19 protein-coding genes and 1 riboswitch are annotated in these 21404 nt (G+C 71.7%); of the genes, 15 read left to right on the top strand and 4 right to left on the bottom strand.

Annotated elements, in window-relative coordinates; genetic code table 11:
• The first annotated feature begins 58 nt into the window (after positions 1-58).
• The 9 genes from ACGF5O_RS29205 (at position 59) to ACGF5O_RS29245 (ending at position 10311) form a co-directional block, all read left to right on the top strand.
• Positions 59-1132: a polyprenyl synthetase family protein gene (locus ACGF5O_RS29205; RefSeq protein ID WP_393812858.1), complete on the top strand. Its 1074-nt coding sequence runs from the start codon at positions 59-61 to the stop codon at positions 1130-1132.
• A gap of 117 nt (positions 1133-1249) precedes the next feature.
• Complete coding sequence (gene shc, locus ACGF5O_RS29210) at positions 1250-3241, top strand: squalene--hopene cyclase (protein ID WP_393812859.1); 1992 nt, start codon at positions 1250-1252, stop codon at positions 3239-3241.
• Positions 3241-3882, top strand: a complete 642-nt coding sequence (locus ACGF5O_RS29215; protein ID WP_351490674.1) for a 1-hydroxy-2-methyl-2-butenyl 4-diphosphate reductase — start codon at positions 3241-3243, stop codon at positions 3880-3882. The genes shc and ACGF5O_RS29215 overlap by 1 nt, the downstream gene beginning before the upstream one ends.
• 5 nt (positions 3883-3887) lie before the next feature.
• On the top strand, positions 3888-4910 hold the full coding sequence (gene hpnH, locus ACGF5O_RS29220; protein WP_123972052.1) for an adenosyl-hopene transferase HpnH: 1023 nt from the start codon (positions 3888-3890) through the stop codon (positions 4908-4910).
• Positions 4911-4914: 4 nt separating this feature from the next.
• The gene (ispG, locus tag ACGF5O_RS29225) at positions 4915-6072 is read left to right on the top strand and encodes a flavodoxin-dependent (E)-4-hydroxy-3-methylbut-2-enyl-diphosphate synthase (RefSeq protein ID WP_393812860.1); all 1158 of its coding nucleotides are present in this window, start codon (positions 4915-4917) and stop codon (positions 6070-6072) included.
• A gap of 27 nt (positions 6073-6099) precedes the next feature.
• On the top strand, positions 6100-8118 hold the full coding sequence (gene dxs, locus ACGF5O_RS29230; RefSeq protein WP_393812861.1) for a 1-deoxy-D-xylulose-5-phosphate synthase: 2019 nt from the start codon (positions 6100-6102) through the stop codon (positions 8116-8118).
• Positions 8115-9500, top strand: a complete 1386-nt coding sequence (locus tag ACGF5O_RS29235) for an aspartate aminotransferase family protein (protein WP_393812862.1) — start codon at positions 8115-8117, stop codon at positions 9498-9500. Before dxs ends, ACGF5O_RS29235 begins: the two co-directional genes overlap by 4 nt.
• A 59-nt stretch (positions 9501-9559) precedes the next feature.
• The gene (locus ACGF5O_RS29240; protein WP_393812863.1) at positions 9560-10192 is read left to right on the top strand and encodes a helix-turn-helix domain-containing protein; all 633 of its coding nucleotides are present in this window, start codon (positions 9560-9562) and stop codon (positions 10190-10192) included.
• Entirely contained in the window at positions 10189-10311 is a 123-nt protein-coding gene (locus ACGF5O_RS29245) for a DUF6126 family protein (RefSeq protein WP_393812864.1), read from the top strand. Before ACGF5O_RS29240 ends, ACGF5O_RS29245 begins: the two co-directional genes overlap by 4 nt.
• 40 nt (positions 10312-10351) lie before the next feature.
• On the opposite strand, the gene ACGF5O_RS29250 is transcribed toward ACGF5O_RS29245, so the two are convergent.
• On the bottom strand, positions 10352-11149 hold the full coding sequence (locus ACGF5O_RS29250) for a tyrosine-protein phosphatase (protein WP_393812865.1): 798 nt from the start codon (positions 11147-11149) through the stop codon (positions 10352-10354).
• 198 nt (positions 11150-11347) lie between these two features.
• Here ACGF5O_RS29250 and ACGF5O_RS29255 point away from each other — a divergent pair, with 198 nt between their 5' ends.
• The 3 genes from ACGF5O_RS29255 to ACGF5O_RS29265 all read left to right on the top strand — a co-directional run bounded on the left by ACGF5O_RS29255 (position 11348) and on the right by ACGF5O_RS29265 (position 15876).
• Positions 11348-13420 carry an alpha-galactosidase gene (locus tag ACGF5O_RS29255; RefSeq protein WP_393812866.1) on the top strand — a complete coding sequence of 691 codons (2073 nt, stop codon included), beginning with the start codon at positions 11348-11350 and terminating at the stop codon, positions 13418-13420.
• 307 nt (positions 13421-13727) lie between these two features.
• Positions 13728-13888, top strand: a riboswitch (cyclic di-AMP (ydaO/yuaA leader).
• Between the two features lie 4 nt (positions 13889-13892).
• Positions 13893-14846, top strand: a complete 954-nt coding sequence (locus ACGF5O_RS29260) for a peptidoglycan DD-metalloendopeptidase family protein (RefSeq protein ID WP_393812867.1) — start codon at positions 13893-13895, stop codon at positions 14844-14846.
• 244 nt (positions 14847-15090) lie between these two features.
• Positions 15091-15876: an SGNH/GDSL hydrolase family protein gene (locus ACGF5O_RS29265; protein ID WP_393812868.1), complete on the top strand. Its 786-nt coding sequence runs from the start codon at positions 15091-15093 to the stop codon at positions 15874-15876.
• Between the two features lie 44 nt (positions 15877-15920).
• On the opposite strand, the gene ACGF5O_RS29270 is transcribed toward ACGF5O_RS29265, so the two are convergent.
• Complete coding sequence (locus ACGF5O_RS29270; protein WP_393812869.1) at positions 15921-16523, bottom strand: TetR/AcrR family transcriptional regulator; 603 nt, start codon at positions 16521-16523, stop codon at positions 15921-15923.
• A 42-nt stretch (positions 16524-16565) separates the two neighbouring features.
• The gene (locus tag ACGF5O_RS29275; protein ID WP_393812870.1) at positions 16566-17090 is read right to left on the bottom strand and encodes a GNAT family N-acetyltransferase; all 525 of its coding nucleotides are present in this window, start codon (positions 17088-17090) and stop codon (positions 16566-16568) included.
• Here ACGF5O_RS29275 and ACGF5O_RS29280 point away from each other — a divergent pair.
• Entirely contained in the window at positions 17089-17700 is a 612-nt protein-coding gene (locus tag ACGF5O_RS29280; RefSeq protein ID WP_393812871.1) for a helix-turn-helix domain-containing protein, read from the top strand. The genes ACGF5O_RS29275 and ACGF5O_RS29280 overlap by 2 nt on opposite strands.
• Positions 17697-18845, top strand: coding sequence for an MFS transporter (locus ACGF5O_RS29285; protein WP_393812872.1), 1149 nt, complete (start codon positions 17697-17699; stop codon positions 18843-18845). The genes ACGF5O_RS29280 and ACGF5O_RS29285 overlap by 4 nt, the downstream gene beginning before the upstream one ends.
• Positions 18846-18857: 12 nt before the next feature.
• Here ACGF5O_RS29285 and ACGF5O_RS29290 read toward each other — a convergent pair whose 3' ends face one another.
• Entirely contained in the window at positions 18858-20036 is a 1179-nt protein-coding gene (locus ACGF5O_RS29290; protein WP_393812873.1) for a Glu/Leu/Phe/Val dehydrogenase dimerization domain-containing protein, read from the bottom strand.
• Positions 20037-20176: 140 nt separating this feature from the next.
• Here ACGF5O_RS29290 and ACGF5O_RS29295 point away from each other — a divergent pair, with 140 nt between their 5' ends.
• The gene (locus tag ACGF5O_RS29295; RefSeq protein WP_393812874.1) at positions 20177-21364 is read left to right on the top strand and encodes an MBL fold metallo-hydrolase; all 1188 of its coding nucleotides are present in this window, start codon (positions 20177-20179) and stop codon (positions 21362-21364) included.
• Positions 21365-21404: the final 40 nt, after the last annotated feature.

A 21404-nucleotide genomic window follows, 5' to 3' on the forward strand; every position in this document is an offset into this window, starting at 1 on the left:
GCTCGATCAGCAGGCGGCAGGCCTCCGCACCCCCGGTACCGCAACAAGAGGAGAAACTGTGCCCACTGTGCCCCCGGACTCGAAGGGCGCCCGAGAGACCGCAGTGGACGTGACCGCGCTCCTGGAGCGCGGCCGGACCCTTGCCACACCGGTACTGCGGGCGGCCGTCGACCGCCTGGCCTCCCCCATGGACACCGTGGCCGCCTACCACTTCGGCTGGATCGACGCCGAGGGCAACCCCGCCGACGGCGACGGCGGCAAGGCCGTACGCCCCGCGCTCGCCGTGCTCTCCGCCGAGGTCACCGGCGCCGCCCCCGAGGTCGGCATCCCGGGCGCCGTCGCCGTGGAACTCGTCCACAACTTCTCCCTGCTGCACGACGACCTGATGGACGGCGACGAACAGCGCCGGCACCGCGACACCGTCTGGAAGGTGCACGGCCCCGCCCAGGCCATCCTGGTCGGCGACGCCCTGTTCGCCCTCGCCAACGAGATCCTGCTCGAACTCGGCACCGCCGAGGCCGGCCGCGCCACCCGCCGGATCACCACCGCCACCCGCGCCCTGATCGACGGCCAGGCCCAGGACATCTCCTACGAGCACCGCGACCGGGTCAGCGTCGAGGAGTGCCTGGAGATGGAGGGCAACAAGACCGGCGCCCTGCTCGCCGCCTCCAGCTCCATCGGCGCGGTGCTCGGCGGCGCCGACGACCGCACCGCCGACACCCTGGAGAAGTACGGCTACCACCTCGGCCTCGCCTTCCAGGCCGTCGACGACCTGCTCGGCATCTGGGGCGACCCGGAGTCCACCGGCAAGCAGACCTGGAGCGACCTGCGCCAGCGCAAGAAGTCCCTGCCGGTCGTCGCCGCCCTCGCCGCGGGCGGACCCGCCTCCGAGCGACTCGGCGAGATCCTCGCCGCCGACGCCAAGAGCAGCGACTTCGAGAACTTCTCCGAGGAGGAGTTCGCCGCCCGCGCCGCCCTCATCGAGGAGGCCGGCGGCCGCGAGTGGACCGCCGAAGAAGCGCGCCGTCAGCACACCATCGCCATCGAGGCCCTGCACGCCATCGACATGCCCGACCGGGTACGGGCTCAGTTCACGGCACTCGCGGACTTCGTCGTCGTACGAAAGAGATGATCATTATCGGTCGAATAGTCCTCGCGTAGTCGCCGGCCGGTGCGAGCGCGCAGCCAGCACCGGCCGACGGCGGACCCACAGCAGAACGATTTCGTACGACTGCACGAAGGGGAAGCCATGACAGCGACGACCGACGGAAGCACCGGGGCCACCCTGCCGCCCCGGGCCGACTCGGCCAGCACCGAACTCACCACCCCCGTGGCGACCGGGGTACAAGAAGCCGCCGAACGCGCCGTACAGCGTGCCACCGGCCATCTGCTCGCCCAGCAGGACGCGCAGGGCTGGTGGAAGGGCGACCTGGAGACCAACGTCACCATGGACGCCGAGGACCTGCTGCTCCGTCAGTTCCTGGGCATCCGTGACGAGGCCACGACCGCCGCCGCCGCGCTCTTCATCCGCGGCGAGCAGCGCGAGGACGGCACCTGGGCCACCTTCTTCGGCGGTCCCGGCGAACTCTCCACCACCATCGAGGCCTACGTCGCCCTGCGGCTGGCCGGGGACGCGCCGGACGACCCGCACATGGCGAGGGCGTCGGCCTGGATCCGCGAGCGCGGCGGGATCGCCGCCGCCCGGGTCTTCACCCGGATCTGGCTGGCCCTGTTCGGCTGGTGGAAATGGGAGGACCTGCCCGAACTCCCGCCGGAACTCCTGTACTTCCCCAAGTGGTTCCCGCTCAGCATCTACAACTTCGGCCAGTGGGCCCGCCAGACCATCGTGCCGCTCACCGTGGTCTCGGCCAAGCGCCCGGTGCGCCCGGCCCCCTTCCCGCTGGACGAGCTCCACACCGACCCGGCCGACCCGAACCCGCCCCAGCCCCTGGCCACGGTGGCCAGTTGGGAGGGCGTCTTCCAGCGGCTCGACAAGGTTGTCCGCGGCTACCGCAAGGTCGCGCTGGGCCGGCTGCGCGGCTCCGCCCTCAGGTCCGCCGCCCGCTGGATCGTCGAGCGCCAGGAGAACGACGGCGCCTGGGGCGGCATCCAGCCCCCGGCCGTCTACTCGGTGATCGCCCTGCACCTGCTCGGCTACGACCTCGAACACCCCGTGATGCGCGCCGGTCTTGAGTCGCTGGATCGTTACGCCATCTGGCGCGAGGACGGCGGCCGGATGATCGAGGCGTGCCAGTCACCGGTGTGGGACACCTGTCTGGCGACCATCGCGCTCGCCGACGCCGGACTGCCCGCCGACCACCCGCAGCTCGTCAAGGCAGCGGACTGGATGCTCGGCGAACAGATCGTCCGCCCCGGCGACTGGGCGGTGAAGCGCCCCCAGCTCCCGCCGGGCGGCTGGGCGTTCGAGTTCCACAACGACAACTACCCCGACATCGACGACACCGCCGAGGTCGTCCTCGCACTGCGCCGGGTCAGGCACCACGACCCGGAGCGGATGGAGAAGGCCATCGGGCGCGGGGTGCGCTGGAACCTCGGCATGCAGTCGAAGAACGGCGCCTGGGGCGCCTTCGACGTCGACAACACCAGCCCGTTCCCCAACCGGCTGCCGTTCTGCGACTTCGGCGAGGTCATCGACCCGCCGTCGGCCGACGTCACCGCGCACGTCGTGGAGATGCTCGCCTTCGAGGGCATGTCCCACGACCCGCGCACCCGGCGCGGCATCGAGTGGCTGCTCGCCGAACAGGAGCCGAACGGCGCCTGGTTCGGGCGCTGGGGCGTCAACTACGTCTACGGCACCGGGTCCGTGGTACCCGCTCTCACCGCCGCCGGGCTGCCCGCCTCGCACCCGGCGATCCGGCGCGCGGTGACCTGGCTCGAGCAGGTCCAGAACGAGGACGGAGGGTGGGGCGAGGACCTGCGCTCCTACAAGTACGCCGACGACTGGAGCGGTCGCGGCGCATCCACCGCCTCCCAGACCGCGTGGGCGCTGATGGCGCTGCTCGCGGCGGGGGAGAAGGACACCAAGGCCGTCGAGCGGGGCATCCGGTGGCTCGCCGAGACGCAGGCCGAGGACGGTTCCTGGGACGAGCCGTACTTCACCGGCACCGGTTTCCCCTGGGACTTCTCCATCAACTACCACCTCTACCGGCAGGTCTTCCCGCTCACCGCGCTCGGCCGCTACGTCCACGGCGAGCCCACGCCCGGGGCAGAGGGGGACTGATGAGCGCCACGCCCGCGCCGGCCCCGCTGCTGATCGCCTGCGCGCTCGGCATCGAGCACCTCGCCCTGCGCGCCGGCGAACGCGGGGGCGCGGGCGGACCCGTCACCGTGCTGCGCACCGGCATGGGCCCCAGGGCGGCGGAACGGTCCGTCACCCGGGTCCTGGCCGACCCCGCGCTGGCCGGTGCCGCGGTCCTGGCGACGGGCTTCTGCGCGGGGCTCGCCCCCGGCATGCACCCCGGCGACCTGGTCGTCGCCGAGGAGACCCGGGACCCCCGTGGCAGCGTCCCGTGCGTGGGCACCGAGCTCCTCGTGAAGGAACTCGTACGGACCCTGCCCGGCCGGACCGTCCACACCGGACCGGTCACCGGCTCCGACCACGTCGTCCGCGGTCACGAGCGATCGGACCTGCTCGCGACCGGCGCAATCGCGGTCGACATGGAATCGGCGGCCACGCTCCTGAGCGCCGTGCACGCGGGCGAGCGCCCGGTTGCGGCCGTCAGGGTGGTCGTGGACGCTCCTGAACATGAACTCGTCCGGATCGGCACGGTGCGCGGTGGAATATCTGCTTTCCGCGTTCTTCGATCCGTTCTTCCAGCTTTCTTCGAATGGCACCGTTCTTTGCTGCTCCCCCGGAGGTGAGCCAGATGGCCATGCCGCTGCGTCAGTCGATCAAGGTCGCTACTTACTTGGCTGAACAGAAGCTCCGCAAGCGGGACAAGTTCCCGCTGATCGTGGAGCTGGAACCCCTCTTCGCGTGCAACCTGAAATGTGAGGGCTGCGGCAAGATCCAGCACCCGGCAGGGGTGTTGAAGCAGCGCATGCCGGTCGCGCAGGCGGTCGGGGCCGTGCTGGAGTCCGGTGCGCCGATGGTGTCCATCGCGGGCGGCGAGCCCCTGATGCATCCTCAGATCGACGAGATCGTGCGGCAGTTGGTGGCGAAGCGGAAGTACGTCTTCCTGTGCACCAACGCGATGCTGCTGCGCAAGAAGATGGACAAGTTCACGCCCTCGCCCTACTTCGCCTTCGCGGTGCACATCGACGGGCTGCGCGAGCGGCACGACGAGTCCGTCGCCAAGGAGGGCGTGTTCGACGAGGCGGTGGCGGCCATCAAGGAGGCCAAGCGGCGCGGCTTCCGGGTGACCACCAACTCGACCTTCTTCAACACGGACACCCCGCAGACCATCGTCGAGGTGCTCAACTTCCTCAACGACGACCTCAAGGTCGACGAGATGATGATCTCGCCCGCCTACGCCTACGAGAAGGCCCCCGACCAGGAGCACTTCCTCGGCGTGGAGCAGACCCGCGAGCTCTTCAAGAAGGCCTTCGCGGGCGGCAACCGCAAGAAGTGGCGGCTCAACCACTCCCCGCTCTTCCTGGACTTCCTGGAGGGCAAGGTCGACTTCCCGTGCACGGCCTGGGCGATCCCGAACTACTCGCTCTTCGGCTGGCAGCGCCCCTGCTACCTGATGAGCGACGGGTACGTGCCGACGTACCGCGAACTCATCGAGAAGACCGACTGGGACAAGTACGGCCGCGGCAAGGACCCGCGCTGCGCCAACTGCATGGCGCACTGCGGCTACGAGCCCACGGCCGTCCTCGCCACCATGGGGTCGCTCAAGGAGTCGCTGCGCGCGATGCGCGAGACGGTCTCCGGGAACCGGGAGTGACGGCATGACCGCAGTCTCCCTGGGCCTCCCGGAGGTCCCGGCCCGGCCGGTCGCCGAGCGGCGCGTGTCCCGGCAGATCCGGGTCGGGACCGTGCCGGTCGGCGGCGGCGCCCCGGTGTCGGTCCAGTCGATGACCACGACCCGCACCTCGGACATCGGCGCCACCCTCCAGCAGATCGCCGAACTCACCGCGTCCGGCTGCCAGATCGTCCGGGTCGCCTGCCCCACGCAGGACGACGCGGACGCCCTGGCGACCATCGCGAAGAAGTCCCAGATCCCGGTGATCGCGGACATCCACTTCCAGCCGAAGTACGTCTTCGCGGCCATCGAGGCCGGCTGCGCCGCCGTCCGCGTGAACCCCGGCAACATCAAGAAGTTCGACGACCAGGTGAAGGAGATCGCGCGGGCCGCGAAGGACCACGGCACGCCGATCCGGATCGGGGTCAACGCCGGCTCGCTCGACCGCAGGCTGTTCGAGAAGTACGGCAGGGCGACCCCGGAGGCGCTCGTGGAGAGCGCTCTCTGGGAGGCCTCGCTCTTCGAGGAGCACGACTTCCGGGACATCAAGATCTCCGTCAAGCACAACGACCCGGTCGTGATGATCGAGGCGTACCGGCAGCTCGCCGCCCAGTGCGACTACCCGCTGCACCTCGGCGTCACGGAGGCGGGCCCGGCCTTCCAGGGCACGGTCAAGTCGGCGGTCGCCTTCGGGGCATTGCTGTCCCAGGGCATCGGTGACACGATCCGCGTCTCGCTGTCCGCCCCGCCCGCGGAGGAGGTCAAGGTCGGCATCCAGATCCTGGAGTCGCTGAACCTCAGGCAGCGGCGTCTGGAGATCGTCTCCTGCCCGTCCTGCGGGCGCGCCCAGGTCGACGTCTACAAGCTGGCGGACGAGGTGACGGCGGGCCTGGAGGGCATGGAGGTGCCGCTGCGCGTCGCCGTCATGGGATGCGTGGTCAACGGCCCCGGCGAGGCACGGGAGGCCGACCTGGGAGTCGCCTCCGGCAACGGCAAGGGGCAGATCTTCGTCAAGGGCGAGGTCGTCAAGACCGTGCCCGAGTCGAAGATCGTGGAGACCCTCATCGAGGAAGCGATGAAGATCGCCGAGCAGATGGAGCAGGACGGCGCCGGGTCCGGAGCACCCGCCGTCACGGTGAGCTGAACAGCACGGACCGAGAGGGGGCCGAGCGTGACGATTCTGGAGACCATCCGGGGACCACGCGACCTGAAGGCGCTGTCCGAGGCGGAACTCGGCGAACTGTCCGAAGAAATACGCGAGTTCCTGGTGCACGCGGTCGCCAGGACCGGCGGCCACCTCGGGCCCAACCTGGGCGTCGTGGAGCTGACCGTCGCGCTGCACCGCGTCTTCGAGTCCCCGGCCGACCGCATCCTCTGGGACACCGGCCACCAGAGCTACGTCCACAAGCTGCTGACCGGCCGTCAGGACTTCTCCAAGCTGCGCGGCAAGGGCGGCCTGTCCGGATACCCCTCGCGCGAGGAGTCCGAGCACGACGTCATCGAGAACAGCCACGCCTCCACCGCGCTCGGCTGGGCCGACGGCCTCGCCAAGGCCCGCCAGGTGCAGGGGGAGAAGGGCCATGTCGTCGCGGTCATCGGCGACGGCGCGCTGACCGGCGGGATGGCCTGGGAGGCGCTCAACAACATCGCGGCCGCCAAGGACCGGCCCCTGATCATCGTCGTCAACGACAACGAGCGGTCCTACGCGCCCACCATCGGCGGCCTCGCCAACCACCTGGCGACCCTGCGCACGACCGACAGCTACGAGAGAGTGCTGGCCTGGGGCAAGGACGTCCTCCTGCGCACCCCGGTGGTCGGCAACACCATCTACGAGTCCCTGCACGGCGCGAAGAAGGGCTTCAAGGACGCCTTCGCCCCGCAGGGCATGTTCGAGGACCTGGGCCTCAAGTACGTGGGCCCGATCGACGGCCACGACATCAAGGCGGTCGAGTCGGCGCTGCGGCGCGCGAAACGCTTCCACGGGCCGGTGCTCGTGCACTGCCTCACGGAGAAGGGACGCGGCTACGAGCCCGCCCTCGCCCACGAGGAGGACCACTTCCACACCGTAGGGGTGATGGACCCGCTCACCTGCGAGCCGCTCGCGCCGTCCAACGGCCCTTCCTGGACCTCGGTGTTCGGCGACGAGATCGTCAGGATCGGCGAGGAGCGGGACGACGTCGTGGCCATCACCGCGGCCATGCTGCACCCCGTCGGCCTCGGTAAGTTCGCCGAGCGCTTCCCCGGCCGGGTCTGGGACGTCGGCATCGCCGAGCAGCATGCGGCGGTGTCCGCGGCGGGGCTGGCGACCGGCGGACTGCACCCCGTCGTCGCCGTCTACGCGACGTTCCTCAACCGTGCCTTCGACCAGTTGCTGATGGACGTGGCGCTGCACCGCTGCGGGGTGACGTTCGTGCTGGACCGGGCGGGCGTGACCGGGGTCGACGGCGCCTCCCACAACGGCATGTGGGACATGTCCGTCCTCCAGGTGGTGCCGGGCCTCAGGATCGCCGCCCCGCGCGACGCCGAGCAGCTGCGGCTCCAGCTGCGCGAGGCGGTCGCCGTGGACGACGCGCCGACGCTGGTGCGCTTCCCGAAGGAGTCGGTGGGACCGGACATCCCGGCGGTCGACCGGGTCGGCGGGGTGGATGTGCTGCACCGCGGGGAGGACCCGCGGGTGCTGCTGGTCGCGGTCGGCGTGATGGCGCCGGTGTGCCTCCAGGCGGCGGAGCTGCTGGCCGCCCGGGGCATCGACTGCACCGTCGTGGACCCCCGCTGGGTCAAGCCCGTGGATCCCGCGCTGCCGGTGCTCGCGGCCCAGCACGAGCTGGTGGCCGTCGTCGAGGACAACAGCAGGGCGGCCGGCGTCGGCGCGGCGGTGGCGCTGGCGCTGGGCGACGCCGAAGTGGACGTGCCGGTGCGGAGGTTCGGGATTCCGGAGCAGTTCCTGGCGCACGCCAAGCGGGGGGAGGTGCTGGCCGACATCGGGCTGACGCCGGTGGAGATCGCGGGGCGCATCGGGGCGAGTCTCGTGGGGCGGGGGGCCGACGCTGCGGGGGGTGCCGCCGGGGGTCGTTCGGCGGGTGCGGCGCCGTCCGGGCTGGTCGCGCCCCGCGGCGGCAGCCGCAAATCGATGCGCCCCGCGCCCCTGAGGGGCGCTGATGCCGAGGGCGTTGACAAGGAGAGGCAATGAGTACGGAGTTCGACCTCGGTGCGCTGCTCGCCGAGCGTGGCGGTGAGCGGTACGAGCTGCACGGCAAGTACCTCAACCACCAGCTCCCGCGCATGCTGCACACCATCGGCTTCGACAAGGTCTACGAGCGGGCCGAGGGCGCGCACTTCTGGGACGCGGACGGCAACGACTACCTGGACATGCTCGCCGGGTTCGGGGTGATGGGCCTGGGCCGCCACCACCCCGTCGTCCGCAAGGCCCTGCACGACGTGCTCGACGCCCAGCTGGCCGACCTCACCCGCTTCGACTGCCAGCCGCTGCCCGGACTGCTCGCCGAGCGGCTCCTCGCGCACAGCCCGCACCTGGACCGGGTGTTCTTCGGCAACAGCGGGACGGAGGCCGTCGAGACGGCCCTGAAGTTCGCCCGCTTCGCCACCGGCAGACCCCGCGTCCTCTACTGCGACCACGCCTTCCACGGCCTGACCACCGGCTCGCTGTCGGTCAACGGCGAGGACGGCTTCCGGGACGGCTTCGCCCCGCTGCTGCCGGACACCGCCGTACCCCTCGGCGACCTCGACGCGCTCGCCCGCGAGCTGAGGAAGGGCGATGTCGCCGCCCTGATCGTCGAGCCGATCCAGGGCAAGGGCGTGCACGAGGCCCCGCCCGGCTATCTGCGCGCCGCGCAGGAGCTGCTGCACCGGCACAAGGCGCTGCTGATCGCCGACGAGGTGCAGACCGGCCTCGGCCGCACCGGCGACTTCTACGCCTACCAGCACGAGGAGGGCGTCGAGCCGGACCTGGTGTGCGTGGCCAAGGCGCTGTCCGGCGGGTACGTCCCGGTGGGCGCCACCCTCGGCAAGGACTGGATCTTCAAGAAGGTCTACTCCTCCATGGACCGCGTCCTGGTCCACTCGGCCAGCTTCGGCGCCAACGCCCAGGCCATGGCCGCCGGGCTCGCGGTCCTCTCGGTCATGGAGAACGACCAGATCGTCGCCAACTCCCGGGCCGTGGGTGAGCAGCTCAGGTCCCGGCTGGCCGCGCTGACCGACAAGTACGAGCTGCTCGCCGAGGTACGCGGCCGGGGCCTGATGATCGGCATCGAGTTCGGCCGGCCCGGTTCGCTGAAGCTGCGCAGCCGCTGGACCATGCTCCAGGCGGCCCGCAAGGGGCTGTTCGCCCAGATGGTCGTCGTACCGCTGCTGCAACGGCACCGGATCCTCACCCAGGTCTCCGGCGACCACCTGGAGGTGATCAAGCTCATCCCGCCGCTGATCGTCGACGACACGGACGTCGACCGCTTCGTGGACGCCTTCACGGACGTCATGGACGACGCCCACAGCGGTGGCGGCCTGATGTGGGACTTCGGCAAGACGCTGATCAAGCAGGCGGTGGCCAACCGCTAGCTTTTTGTCTCTGAGGCAAGAAAATTGCCTCGGAGACAAAGCTGCGGCTGAATGGAGGCATGAGCACCTCCGACAACGAGGGCGCGGACGGGCCGGTCGGCAACCTGCCCGTCGTCGCCCCACAGCTGCGCTCCCTGCGCCGCCGTGCCGGTCTCACCCTGGAGGCCGCAGCCCGGGACGCGGGGTTGTCGCCCGCTCACCTCTCCCGGCTGGAGACCGGGCAGCGGCAGCCCTCGCTGCCGATGCTGCTCGCGCTCGCCCGTGTCTACGGTACGACGGTATCGGACCTGCTGGGCGAGACCGTCGCCGACCGGGACGCGATCGTGCGCGCCGGCGACATGGAACCGACCCGCGCCGGCGGCTGGACGTACTGGCAGGCCGGGGCCTCCGGCCGGGGCATGCAGGCACTGCGGGTCCGGGTGCCGTACGGCTCCCAGGGCGACATCGTGCGGGTGCATCCCGGCGAGGAATGGCTGTACGTCCTGCACGGCCGGCTCCGGCTGCGCCTCGGTGACACCACACATGTGCTCGCGCCCGGCGACAGCGCGCACTTCGACTCGCTGACCCCGCACCGGCTCGCCGCCGAGGACCACGACGGGGTCGAGCTCCTGTTCGTCCACACCCTGCTGCAGAGCCCCACGGCCGCACTGTGCCTGGGCCCCAGCACTGGCATCACTGGAGAGCTGCCGTGAGCAACATCGAGGAGAAGTTCCCCCGGGCCCTGTGGATCCGGCTGGTCATCTACCTTGCCGTCGGGCACGTCCTGGCCGGCTTCCTCTACCTGCTGTTCGCCCTCGGCGGCAAGGGCTGAGCCGCCGGCCTCCGCCCGGCCGCGGCCTTCCCGCCCGGCCTCAGGCGAGCAGCCGCTCGCGCAGCCGTCCCCGGGTCTCCGGGGCCAGCTTCAGGCCCTGCTCCAGGTACGTGTCGACATCGCCCCACGTCTCCTCGATGCTCTCGAAGGCCGCCGTCAGGTACTCCGCGCGGGCATCGAAGAGCGGGCTGAGCAGGTCCATCACCTCGGGGCTGTACGCGCTCTCCCCGCCGCCGCTGCGCCGCACCTTGTAGCGGCGGTGCTTGGCGTTGGACTCCAGGTAGTCGGTGAGGATCGCGTCCCGCTCCACACCCACCGCGAGCAGCGTCACGGCTATGGAGATGCCCGCCCGGTCCTTGCCGGCCGCACAGTGCATCAGCGCCGGGACGCTGTCCTCGGCGAGCGCGTGCAGCACGCGCGAGTGCTCGTCGGTGCGGTCCTTGACGATCGTGCGGTACGAGGTGACCATCCGGGCCGCGGCCTTGCCGTCGCCCAGGAGCCCGCGCAGCTGGTCGATCTCGCCCTCGCGGACCATCTTCCAGAAGTCGGCGCCGTGCGCCGGGTCGGTCAGCGGCAGGTTCAGGTTCCGCACGCCGGGCAGCTCGACGTCCGGGCCCTCCAGCTTCTGGTCGGCCGCGTTGCGGAAGTCGAAGATCGTGTGCAGGCCGAGCGAGGCGAGGAACTCCGCGTCCTGCTCCGTCGCGTGCGCCAGATGGCCGCTGCGGAACAGCACGCCCGGCCGCACCCGGCGCCCGTCCACGGTCGGCAGGCCGCCCACGTCACGGAAGTTGCGCACACCGGCCAGCTCGGGCTCGGTCGACGGGACCTGCTGCGTCACGGGGGGCTCCTCCCGGCCGGCCCCGTCGGCGCTGCTCGTCGACGGGCACTGGATCGACCATACGACATCGGTTTCCGTGGGCAATGAGTTGTCCACAGGCACCGCCTCGGCGGCCCATGACCCTTGCTTCCGGAGCCCGTGGCCCTTGATGATGTTGGTGCTTGAGCGGATCTGTTGGCCCCTGTGTGAGGTTTCTCGATGGTGGACATCGCCGAAAACGGTCGTACCTGGCTCCTGTCGGGCCCCGGCAGCAGCTACGCGCTGCATCTGACGGAGGCCGACGAACTGCTCCACCTGCACTGGGGCCCCAGGATCCGGCTCGCCGACGCCGAGGAGCTCAGCACCCGGGCGCTGCCCGGCTACTGGCCCTTCGAGTCCCCGCTGGACGGCCGTGAGGAGTACCCCGTCGAGGGCGGTCCCCGCTTCGTCCGCCCCGCGCTGTCCGTGCGGACCGACGAGCGCCGGGGCACCGAGTGGACCTTCGACTCCTACGTGGTCGAGGCGGACGAGCTCCGGCTGCGCTTCACGGACGACGGGATCGTCATCACCCTGCACTACCGGATGCGCGGCGACGTCGTCGAGCGGTGGGTGACCGTCGGCAACGAGGCACACGCGCGCCTGGAGCTGCTCCGCGCCGACCCCGCCACCTGGACGCTCCCCGACCGCGAGGGCTGGCGGCTCTCCCAGCTGCACGGCCGCTGGGCCGCCGAGTCCCGGCTGGTCAGTGCGCCGCTCACCTACGGCGAGAAGGTCATCGGCAGCCGCCGCGGCCACACCGGCCACCAGCACCTGCCCTGGGTCGCCCTCGACACCGACGCCACCGAGGAGCACGGCGAGGTCTGGGGCTGCGCCCTCGGCTGGTCCGGCTCCTGGCGCATCGCGGTCGCCCAACTCCCCGACGCGCGCGTGCAGATCACCGGCGGCGCCGGCTACGACGACTCGGGCCTGCTGATGCTGGCCGAGGGCGAGTCCTACACCAGTCCCGTCTTCGCGGGCCTCTGGTCCGACGGCGGCTTCGGCGGGGCCAGCCGCGCCTGGCACGCCTACCAGCGGGCGTACATCATCCCGGACGCCGACCAGGACCGGCCGGTGCTGTTCAACTCCTGGGAGGCCACCACCTTCGACATCTCCGAGGAGCAGCAGGCCACCCTCGCGCGCCGGGCCGCCGCGATCGGCGTCGAACTGTTCGTGGTGGACGACGGCTGGTTCGGCGCCCGCACCAGCGACCACGCCGGCCTCGGCGACTGGACGCCCAACCCCGACCGCTTCCCCAAGGGCCTCAAGCCCCTCGCCGACTACGTGCACGCCCTCGGCATGCAGTTCGGCATCTGGGTCGAGCCCGAGATGGTCAACGCGGACAGCGACCTGTACCGCGCGCATCCCGACTGGGTCCAGTACCAGCAGGGACGAAAGCGGACGGAACTCCGCAACCAGCTCGTCCTCAACCTCGCCCGCGAGGACGTCCAGGAGTACCTCTGGCAGCAGCTCGACACCCTGCTGTCCAGCGCCCCGATCGACTACGTGAAGTGGGACTTCAACCGCTGCTTCACGGACGCGGGTTGGCCCGGCGAGCCCTACCCGCAGCGCCTGTGGGTCGATCACGTGCGCGGGCTGTACGCCCTGCTCGACCGGATCCGCGCGGCCCACCCGAACGTCGCCATCGAGTCCTGCTCCGGCGGTGGCGGGCGGATCGACCTAGGGATCATGAGCCGTACCGACGAGGCGTGGACCTCCGACAACACCGACCCGCTGGACCGGCTGGCCATCCAGCACGGCTTCAGCCAGATCCACCCCGCCCGGGTGATGTCCGCCTGGGTCACCGACAGCCCGAACCACCAGCTCAACGGCCGGGTCAGCTCGCTGCGTTTCCGGTTCGTCAGCTCCATGGCCGGGGCGCTCGGTGTCGGCGGCGACCTCTCGGACTGGACCGAGGAGGAGCTCGCCGAGGCCGGTCGTTGGGTGGAGCTCTACAAGGAGATCAGGCCCCTGGTGCAGCGCGGCGACCAGTTCCGGCTGCGGCCGCCGGCGGGCGGGCTCAGCGCGGTGCAGTACACGCTCGGCGACGAGACCGTCGTCCTCGCCTGGCTGCAGGCGCAGAGCTACGGCGAGCCGGCGCCGGCGCTGCGGCTCCAGGGGCTCGACCCGGCAGCGTCGTACGAGTGCCTCGAAACGGGGGAATCGCACGGGGGTGCCGTGCTGTTGCATCACGGGCTGCGCACCGGGCTGAAGGGTGACCTGGATGCGGCAGTCATCCGTTTCCGGCGGATCTGACCTATCTGCCCGAATTGACACCTTAGTTCCAGCTCGTCATGGAATAAGAGGACGTGGCATGACGTGCGTGAGGAGCGTCATATTCGTGACCGTCCGTCGCGCGTCATGTTCACGTAATTCCGGCGCTTTCCAAGAAGGTTGGAAAGGCGAAAAGATCGGAATTCACGGAGGGTGACCGGGATTTCCGACAACGGATCAAGTGAAACGCGGATGGCGGGAAACGGATGCTTGTCCACGTCCGTCCCACTCGCTTACGTTCGCCACACATCCGGTCGGAACGCCGAATCCTGCCGCCGCCCGGAGTCCCCACACACACTCACCCGTGCCCGGCAGGAGCGGGGGACCCACCAGGTATGACCGCCTGTTCCGGTTCCCGGGACGGCTAGGGGTGTAGCCACGCCTTCCGGCGTGGCCGGGCAGCTCCAGCCCGAACCCGACAGCTCACCTCGCAGGCGCAGGAGAGGAATGCGCCATGCCCGCGAAGGGTAAGCACCGCCGCCCCAAGTCCCAGCGTTTCACCCGCTCGATGGCCGTCGCAGGAACCGGTGGCGCCGCGCTGGCTCTGCCGCTCATGGGGGCCACCGGTGCCCACGCGGCCACTCCGCAGTCCGTTTCCGAAAAGGCCACGCAGTCGCTTCCCGTGATCGAGAAGACCGCGGTGAAGCAGGCGCCCGCGGGGAATTCCGGTGCCGCGCATTCCGCGCACCGCGTCTACACGGTGGTGTCCGGCGACTATCTCTCGAAGATCGCCCGCGACCAGCACGTCCACGGCGGCTGGCACCGGATCTACGCCGACAACCGGGAGGCCGTCGGCGACAACCCCTCGCTGATCCACCCTGGCCTGAAGCTCACCCTCGGCGGCCGGCACGCCGCGACGACGGACTCCGGCTCCCGTTCACGGGTGCACTCGGACCCGCGGCCGTCCAGGTCGACCGCGTCCTCGTCCTCGGCCTCCTCGAACGGCACGACCGGTTCGAACGACTCGGCCGGTTCGGAAGGTTCGGTTGCGACCGCCTCCGGCTTCGCCCTCCCGGTCACGGGTGGTGCCATCGGCACCGGCTACCACGTGGCCGGCAGCATGTGGTCCAGCGGCTACCACACGGGCGTCGACTTCGTCGTCCCGACCGGCACCCCGGTCAAGGCCGTCGGCGCCGGTACGGTCGTCTCGGCCGGCTGGGGCGGCGCCTACGGCAACCAGGTCGTCATCCGGCTCGCCGACGGCTACTACGCGCAGTACGGCCACCTCTCCGCCCTGTCCGTCTCGGTCGGCCAGAGCGTGACCGCGGGCCAGCAGGTCGGCCTCTCCGGCGCGACCGGCAACGTGACCGGCCCGCACCTCCACTTCGAGATCCGCACCACCCCCGACTACGGCTCGGACGTGGACCCGGTCGCCTACCTCCGCGCCAAGGGCCTCGCCGTCGGCTGACCCGGCGCGCCGCCCACTGGTCCGACACGCACTCCGGAGGCCGGACCCCCGATCCCCGGGTCCGGCCTCCGGTGTTTGTCGACACCTCAACGCCGGTGCTCAGGGCCTTATTCCAAGATTGGCAAAGTATTTAAGGGTGTCTTATCTCACCGAGCGTCAACCCCTTATTACGGTCGCGTAGGTCACAGTCGAAGGTGAATCATGGTCCGATGTGGGAGACGATTCGAAGAGTGACAATGCATCAGTGATCGGGTCGTACGCAGCGGTGGGGGACAGCTTCACCGAGGGCGTGGGAGACCCCGGCCCCGACGGGGCGTTCGTCGGCTGGGCCGACCGGTTCGCGGTACTGCTGTCCGACCGGCGGCCCGAGGGCGACTTCGGCTACACCAACCTTGCCGTGCGCGGGAAACTGCTCGACCAGATCGTGGCGGACCAGGTGCCGCAGGCCCTGGAACTCGCCCCGGACCTGGTCTCCTTCTGCGCGGGCGGCAACGACATCATCCGCCCCGGCACCGACCCCGACGAGGTCGCGGAGCGGTTCGAGCGGGCCGTGGCCCAGCTGACCGAGGCCGTCGGCACGGTGCTGGTGACCACCGGGTTCGACACCCGGGGCGTGCCCGTCCTCAAGCACCTGCGCGGCAAGATCGCCACGTACAACGGACATGTCCGGGCCATCGCCGACCGCTACGGCTGCCCGGTCCTGGACCTGTGGTCCCTCAAGACCGTGCAGGACCGGCGCGCCTGGGACGGCGACCGCCTGCACCTGTCTCCCGAGGGGCACACGCGCGTGGCGCTGCGCGCCGGGCAGGTGCTCGGCGTCGAGGTACCTGCCGACCCCGACCAGCCCTGGCCCCCGCTGCCGCCCCGCGGCACCCTGGAGGTCCGCCGCGACGACGTGCACTGGGCCCGCGAGTACCTCGTCCCGTGGATCGGGCGCCGGCTGCGCGGCGAGTCGTCCGGCGACCACGTGACGGCCAAGGGCGCGCTCTCCCCTGACGACATCAAGATGCGGATCGCCTCCGTGGCCTGAGGCGGCACCGACGGGTAAGGGGCGGCCTCCTGGCGGGCCGCCCCTTACTCGTGCTCGGGCAGTCCCAGTTCGCGCGCCAGCGCCTCGTCGACCCACTCCTGCGCCCTGGCCCGGGGTACGGCGCCGGGGTACGACGTCAGCTGGACGGCGAGCCCGTCGAGCAGCGCGGTCAGCCGCAGCGCCGCCGCTGCGGGGTCGGGACACCGGAACTCGCCCGCTGCCACCCCCTCGGCGACGACCTCGGCGATCGCCGCCTTCCACTGCTGGTCCAGGCCCTTGGTGACGTCCCGCAGCGCGGGCTCCCGCAACGCCACCGCCCAGCCCTCGATCCACAGCCGCCAGCCCTTGGCCTGCCCGGTCGGCGCGTACCAGCGCACCGCGGCCCGCAGCCGGCGCAGCGCCGACGTGCGACGGCCCAGCAGCTTGCGCAGATGTGCCAGATCGTCCTCGGCGGCGAAGGTGAAGGCGGCGGCGACCAGCTTCTCCTTCGTCGAGAAGTGGTACAGCACCAGCGCGTTGCTCACCCCGAGGGCCGAGGCCACATCGGCGATCCGCACCGCCGCCACGCCCCGCGCCTCGATCTGCTCGATGGCGGCCCGCAGCAGTTCCTCCCGCCGCTCGGCCACGCTCAACCGCACTCTCGCCACGCGGTCACCCTAATCGGTCGTCCCGCCGCCCGCGCCGCCGTCTCAGGCCAGCGGCAGCCGCATGATCGTCAGGTCCAGCCAGCGGCCGAACTTGGTGCCCACCTCCCGGACCGTGCCGACGTGCTCGAAACCGAACCGGTCGTGCAGCCGGACGGACGCGGCGTTCCCGGCCTCGATGCCGGCGATCATCACATGGTGTCCGGCCGAGCGCGCCGCGGCGATCAGCGGCCCGAGCAGCGCGGAGCCGATGCCGAGTCCGTGACTGCCCTCGCGGACGTAGACGGAGTTCTCCACCGTGTGCCGGTAGCCGTCGAGGGCGCGCCACGGGCCGTACACCGCGAACCCGGCCACCTCGCCCGGCGCGTCGGCGACTTCGGCCACGAGCGCCGAGCCGCGCTCCAGGTGCGCGGCGAACCACGCCGCGCCCTCGGCGGGGGACTGCGGGGTCTCCGTCCACAGGGCCGTGGAGTGCTCGATCGCGTGGTTGCGGATCGCGCGGACGGCCTCCTGGTCCTCGGGACGGGCCGGGCGTACCGTCACCGCGCTTCTCTCGTATATTGGATTCATGTCCAACATAGTAGAACCATCGGCGGACCCGCTGGTACGGCAGATCGCCGCCCGGGTGCGGACCGAGCGGGAGCGCCGCCGCTGGACCCTGGCGCAGCTCGCGGACGCCTCCGGTGTCTCCCCGGCGATGATCAGCCGGATCGAACGCGGCGAGAGCAGCCCCACCGCGGTCGTCCTCGGCAAGCTGTCCGCCGCCTTCCAGCTCAGTGTCGCCTCGCTGCTGGCCCTCGCCGAAGGCACGCAGGACGCCCAGGAGTCCGTGGCCGACACCCCGGGCGTGCGGCGCGGCGCCGAGGCCGCCGAGTGGCGCGACCCCGGTACCGGCTACCGGCGCCGCCAGATCACCGGCCCGCGCTTCCCGGCGGAGATCGCCGAGATCCGGCTGCCCGCCGGAGCCCGGGTGCCCTACCCGGCCGCGGCCTTCGCCTTCGTACGGCAGCTCGTCTGGGTCCTCGACGGCCGGCTGACCTTCCACGACGGCGACACCGTCCACGAACTCGACGCCGGCGACACCATCGAACTCGGGGCACCCGCCGAGCGCGTCTTCGCCAACACCACCGACGCCGAGTGCCGTTACGCCGTCGTCCTCACCCGCGACGCCCAGCCGTGAGCCGGACGCCGCCCCGCGGCGGCACGCTCCTGCTCGCCGCCATAGCCGGCACGGCGATCGCGAACAACTACGCCGTGCAGCCCGCCCTCACCGCGGTCGCCGCCGACCTGGACGTGCCCCTCCCGGTGATCGGCCTGGTCCCGACCGCCGCGCTCGCCGGCTGCATGACCGGCTTCGCCCTGCTGCTCCCGCTCACCGACCACCTCGCCCCCAACCGCCTGGTCGCCGCGCAGCTCACCGCCCTCGCCGCCGCCCTCGCGCTCGCCGCCACCGCGCGCGACGCGTTCGTGCTCCTGGCCGCCTACCTGCTCGTCGGCGCCGCCGCCAGCGTGGCCGCCCAGGCGAGCAACATCGCCGGCCGGCACGCCCGGCCGGGCCGCGGCGGAACCGGCGTCGCCCTGGTGGCCGCCGGCATGTCGGCCGGCATCCTGCTCAGCCGGCTGGTCGGCGGCGCCCTCACCGACGCCCTCGGCTGGCGGCGCATGCTCCTCGTCTTCGCCGCCCTCGCGCTGCTCGGCGCGCTCGCCGCCGCCACGCTCCTGCCCCGGCGACGGCCGCACGCCGACCGCGGCTACCGCGCCACCCTGGCGGCCCTCCCGCGGCTGCTCCTGCACCAGCCGGGGCTGCGCCGCGCGGTGGCCACCGGAGCACTCTGGTACTTCGCCTTCAACCTCGTCTGGATCGCCCTCACCCTGGCCCTGGCGCAGCCGCCGCACTCCCTCGGCCCGACCGCCATCGGCCTCTACAGCCTGGCCGGACTGCTCGGCTTCGCCGCGCTCCCGTTCACCGGCCGCCTCACCGACCGGTACGGCCCGCACGCGGTGATCGGCGCCTCCATGGCCGTCGCCGCGGCCGGCACCGCCCTGCTGGCCACGGGCCTGGACAACCCCTGGCGCACCGCCCTCGGCCTCGCGCTCTTCGACGCCGGCTGCTTCGCCGCCCAGGCCGCCAACCAGAGCCGCGTGATCGCCCTCGACCCGGCCCGCTCCGGCAGCCTCAGCAGCGTCTACCTCGTGGTGTACTTCACGGTCGGCGCCCTGGGCACGGCCGTCGCCGCACCCCTGCTCGACACGCTCGGCTGGCAGGGCACCGGTCTCACGGCTCTGAGCGTGCTGCTGCTCGTTGCCGCTCTCGGCCGCCGCTGAGGGCGGGTCGCGTCACCGGTACCAGCCGAACCGCTCCGCGATCACCGGCAGCCGGTCGGTCACCAGGGCATGGGCGGCGGCCCGCGGGGTCGTGCCGTCGGACTCCGCGCGGTCCAGCATCAGCTCCACCAGGGCCCGCATCGAGCGGCGGGTGTGGGCGAACGCCTCGTCGGCGTCCGGGCCGATGTCGCCGAACAGGGTCCACCACCACCAGGCGTTGGTGCCCGAGTTGACCACCACGTCCGGCAGTACGGTCACCCCGCGCGCGGTGAGCCGTTCCTCCGCCTCGGGGAGCACCGGCATGTTGGCCGCCTCCACGATCCAGCGGGCGGTGACCAGGTGCTCGTTGCCGGTGTCGACCACGTACGACACCGCCGCCGGCACCAGCACCTCGGCCTCGGCGGACAGCCAGGCGTCACCCGGCAGTTCCACGTCGCCGGGGCGCAGCACCGCGCGGTCGACGGTCCCGTACGCGTCCCGCGCGCGCAGCAGCGCCTCGACGTCAAGACCGGCCGGGTTGGCGATCGTGCCCTTGACGTCGGCGACCGCCACGACCGTGAGCCCCGCGCGGGCGAGGAACCGCGCCGTGGCCCCGCCCATCGTGCCGAGGCCCTGCACGGCGACCCGCGTGCCCGCGTACGGCACCCCGGCCCGGTCCAGCGCCGCCAGCGCCGACTCGGCGACCCCGCAGCCGCCCGCCAGCTCGTCGAGACCGATCCCGTCCACCTCGACCGCGAAGGCGTCCGCCAGCCGCCGCCGGGCCGCCGCCTCGTCGTCCAGCAGCGGGTACACGGCCTGGATCGAGGAGACAAGACCCGCCTCGGCCGCCGCCCGGTCCACCAGGTCCTGGGTGAGCCCGAGGTCCTCGCCGGTGGTCCAGAAACCCTCCACGTACGGCCGCATGGCACGCAGGTAGCGGACCAGCAGGGCATACGCCCCGGGGTCCTGCGGATCGCAGTCGATGCCGCCCTTGGCGCCGCCCAGCGGGATGTAGCGGCCCCCGGGGTTGTAGTGCAGGGCCTCCTTCATCGTCATGCCGCGCGCGAGCCCGGTCACCTCCTCCAGGGTGCAGCCGGGCCGCATCCGCAGGCCGCCACTGGCCACACCCCGCACCAGACGGTCGACGACCAGGAAACCCTGGCGGCCGGTGACGTGGTCGGTCCAGACCAGGGACATCAGGGGAGCGGTCACGGGGGCTCCTCGGGAGCGGTGTGAAGAAACAGTGCTACTGAACAGTGGGTCAGTATCGGGAGGCGGGTGGTGCGGTGTCAACGCAGACTGTCACAAGGGCCGACCATAATGGGGACCTCGGCGACACCACTGGAGGTACCGTGACCGGCCTGCGTTCCCTGAACTCCGGGCTCCGCGTGCTGCGGCCCGCTGCCTTCGGCGTGGACCCCGGCGGCGAGCGCATGGCCCGCATCCAGGCTTCCCCGCACTTCAAGGACGGTGTCTTCCAGAACCCCGGCGGCACCACCCGGATGCGGCCCTCGGGCTCGATGGTGGAGTTCGCCAGGACCTACTTCGAGAAGGAGCAGCGCACCCGCCGGGCACCCCGGGGGACCGTCCCGGTCCACCCCACCACCGTCGCCGACCTCGCCCGGCCCGCCGCCGGCGGCCTGCGGGTGACATGGATGGGCCACTCCAGCGTCCTCGCGGAGATCGACGGACACCGCGTGCTGTTCGACCCCGTCTGGGGCGAGCGCTGCTCCCCGTTCCCCTTCGCCGGGCCCAAGCGGCTGCACCCGGCGCCGCTGCCGCTCGCCGCGCTCGGCCCCGTCGACGTCGTGGTCATCTCGCACGACCACTACGACCACCTCGACCTGCCCACCATCAAGGCGCTGGCCGGCACGGACACCGTGTTCGCCGTGCCGCTCGGCGTCGGCGCGCACCTCGAACACTGGGGTGTCTCCGCCGACCGGCTGCGCGAGCTGGACTGGCACGAGGAGACCAAGATCGGCGGGCTCACCCTGACCGCCACCCCCGCCCGCCACTTCTGCGGCCGCGGGCTGCGCAACACCCAGCACACCCTGTGGGCGTCCTGGGTCGTCGCAGGCGAGGAGCACCGCATCTACCACAGCGGTGACACCGGCTACTTCGACGGCTTCAAGGACATCGGCGCCGACCACGGGCCGTTCGACGTGACGATGATCCAGATCGGTGCGTACAGCGAGTTCTGGCCCGACATACACATGACCCCCGAGGAGGGCATGCGCGCCCACCTCGACCTCCAGGGCGGGCAGCCGCACGGCGTGCTGCTGCCGATCCACTGGGGCACCTTCAACCTCGCCCCGCACGCCTGGGCCGAGCCGGGGGAGTGGACCAAGGACGCCGGCGACGAGGCGGGCCAGGCGGTCGCGCTGCCGCGCCCCGGTGAGCCCTTCGAGCCGTCCGGCAAGCTGCCCGCGGACCCCTGGTGGCGCACGGTCTCCGCGCCGCTCGCCCGGCCGTGGCAGCGCGAGAAGCGGCCGGAGGGCACGCCCGGACAGGGGGACCTCGGCCTCGCGGGCGAACTGTGACGAAGGGCCGGTGACCTCGCCACCGCTGTGGCGGTCGCGT

This window comes from Streptomyces sp. NPDC048291, assembly GCF_043201715.1.
Lineage (GTDB): Bacteria > Actinomycetota > Actinomycetes > Streptomycetales > Streptomycetaceae > Streptomyces.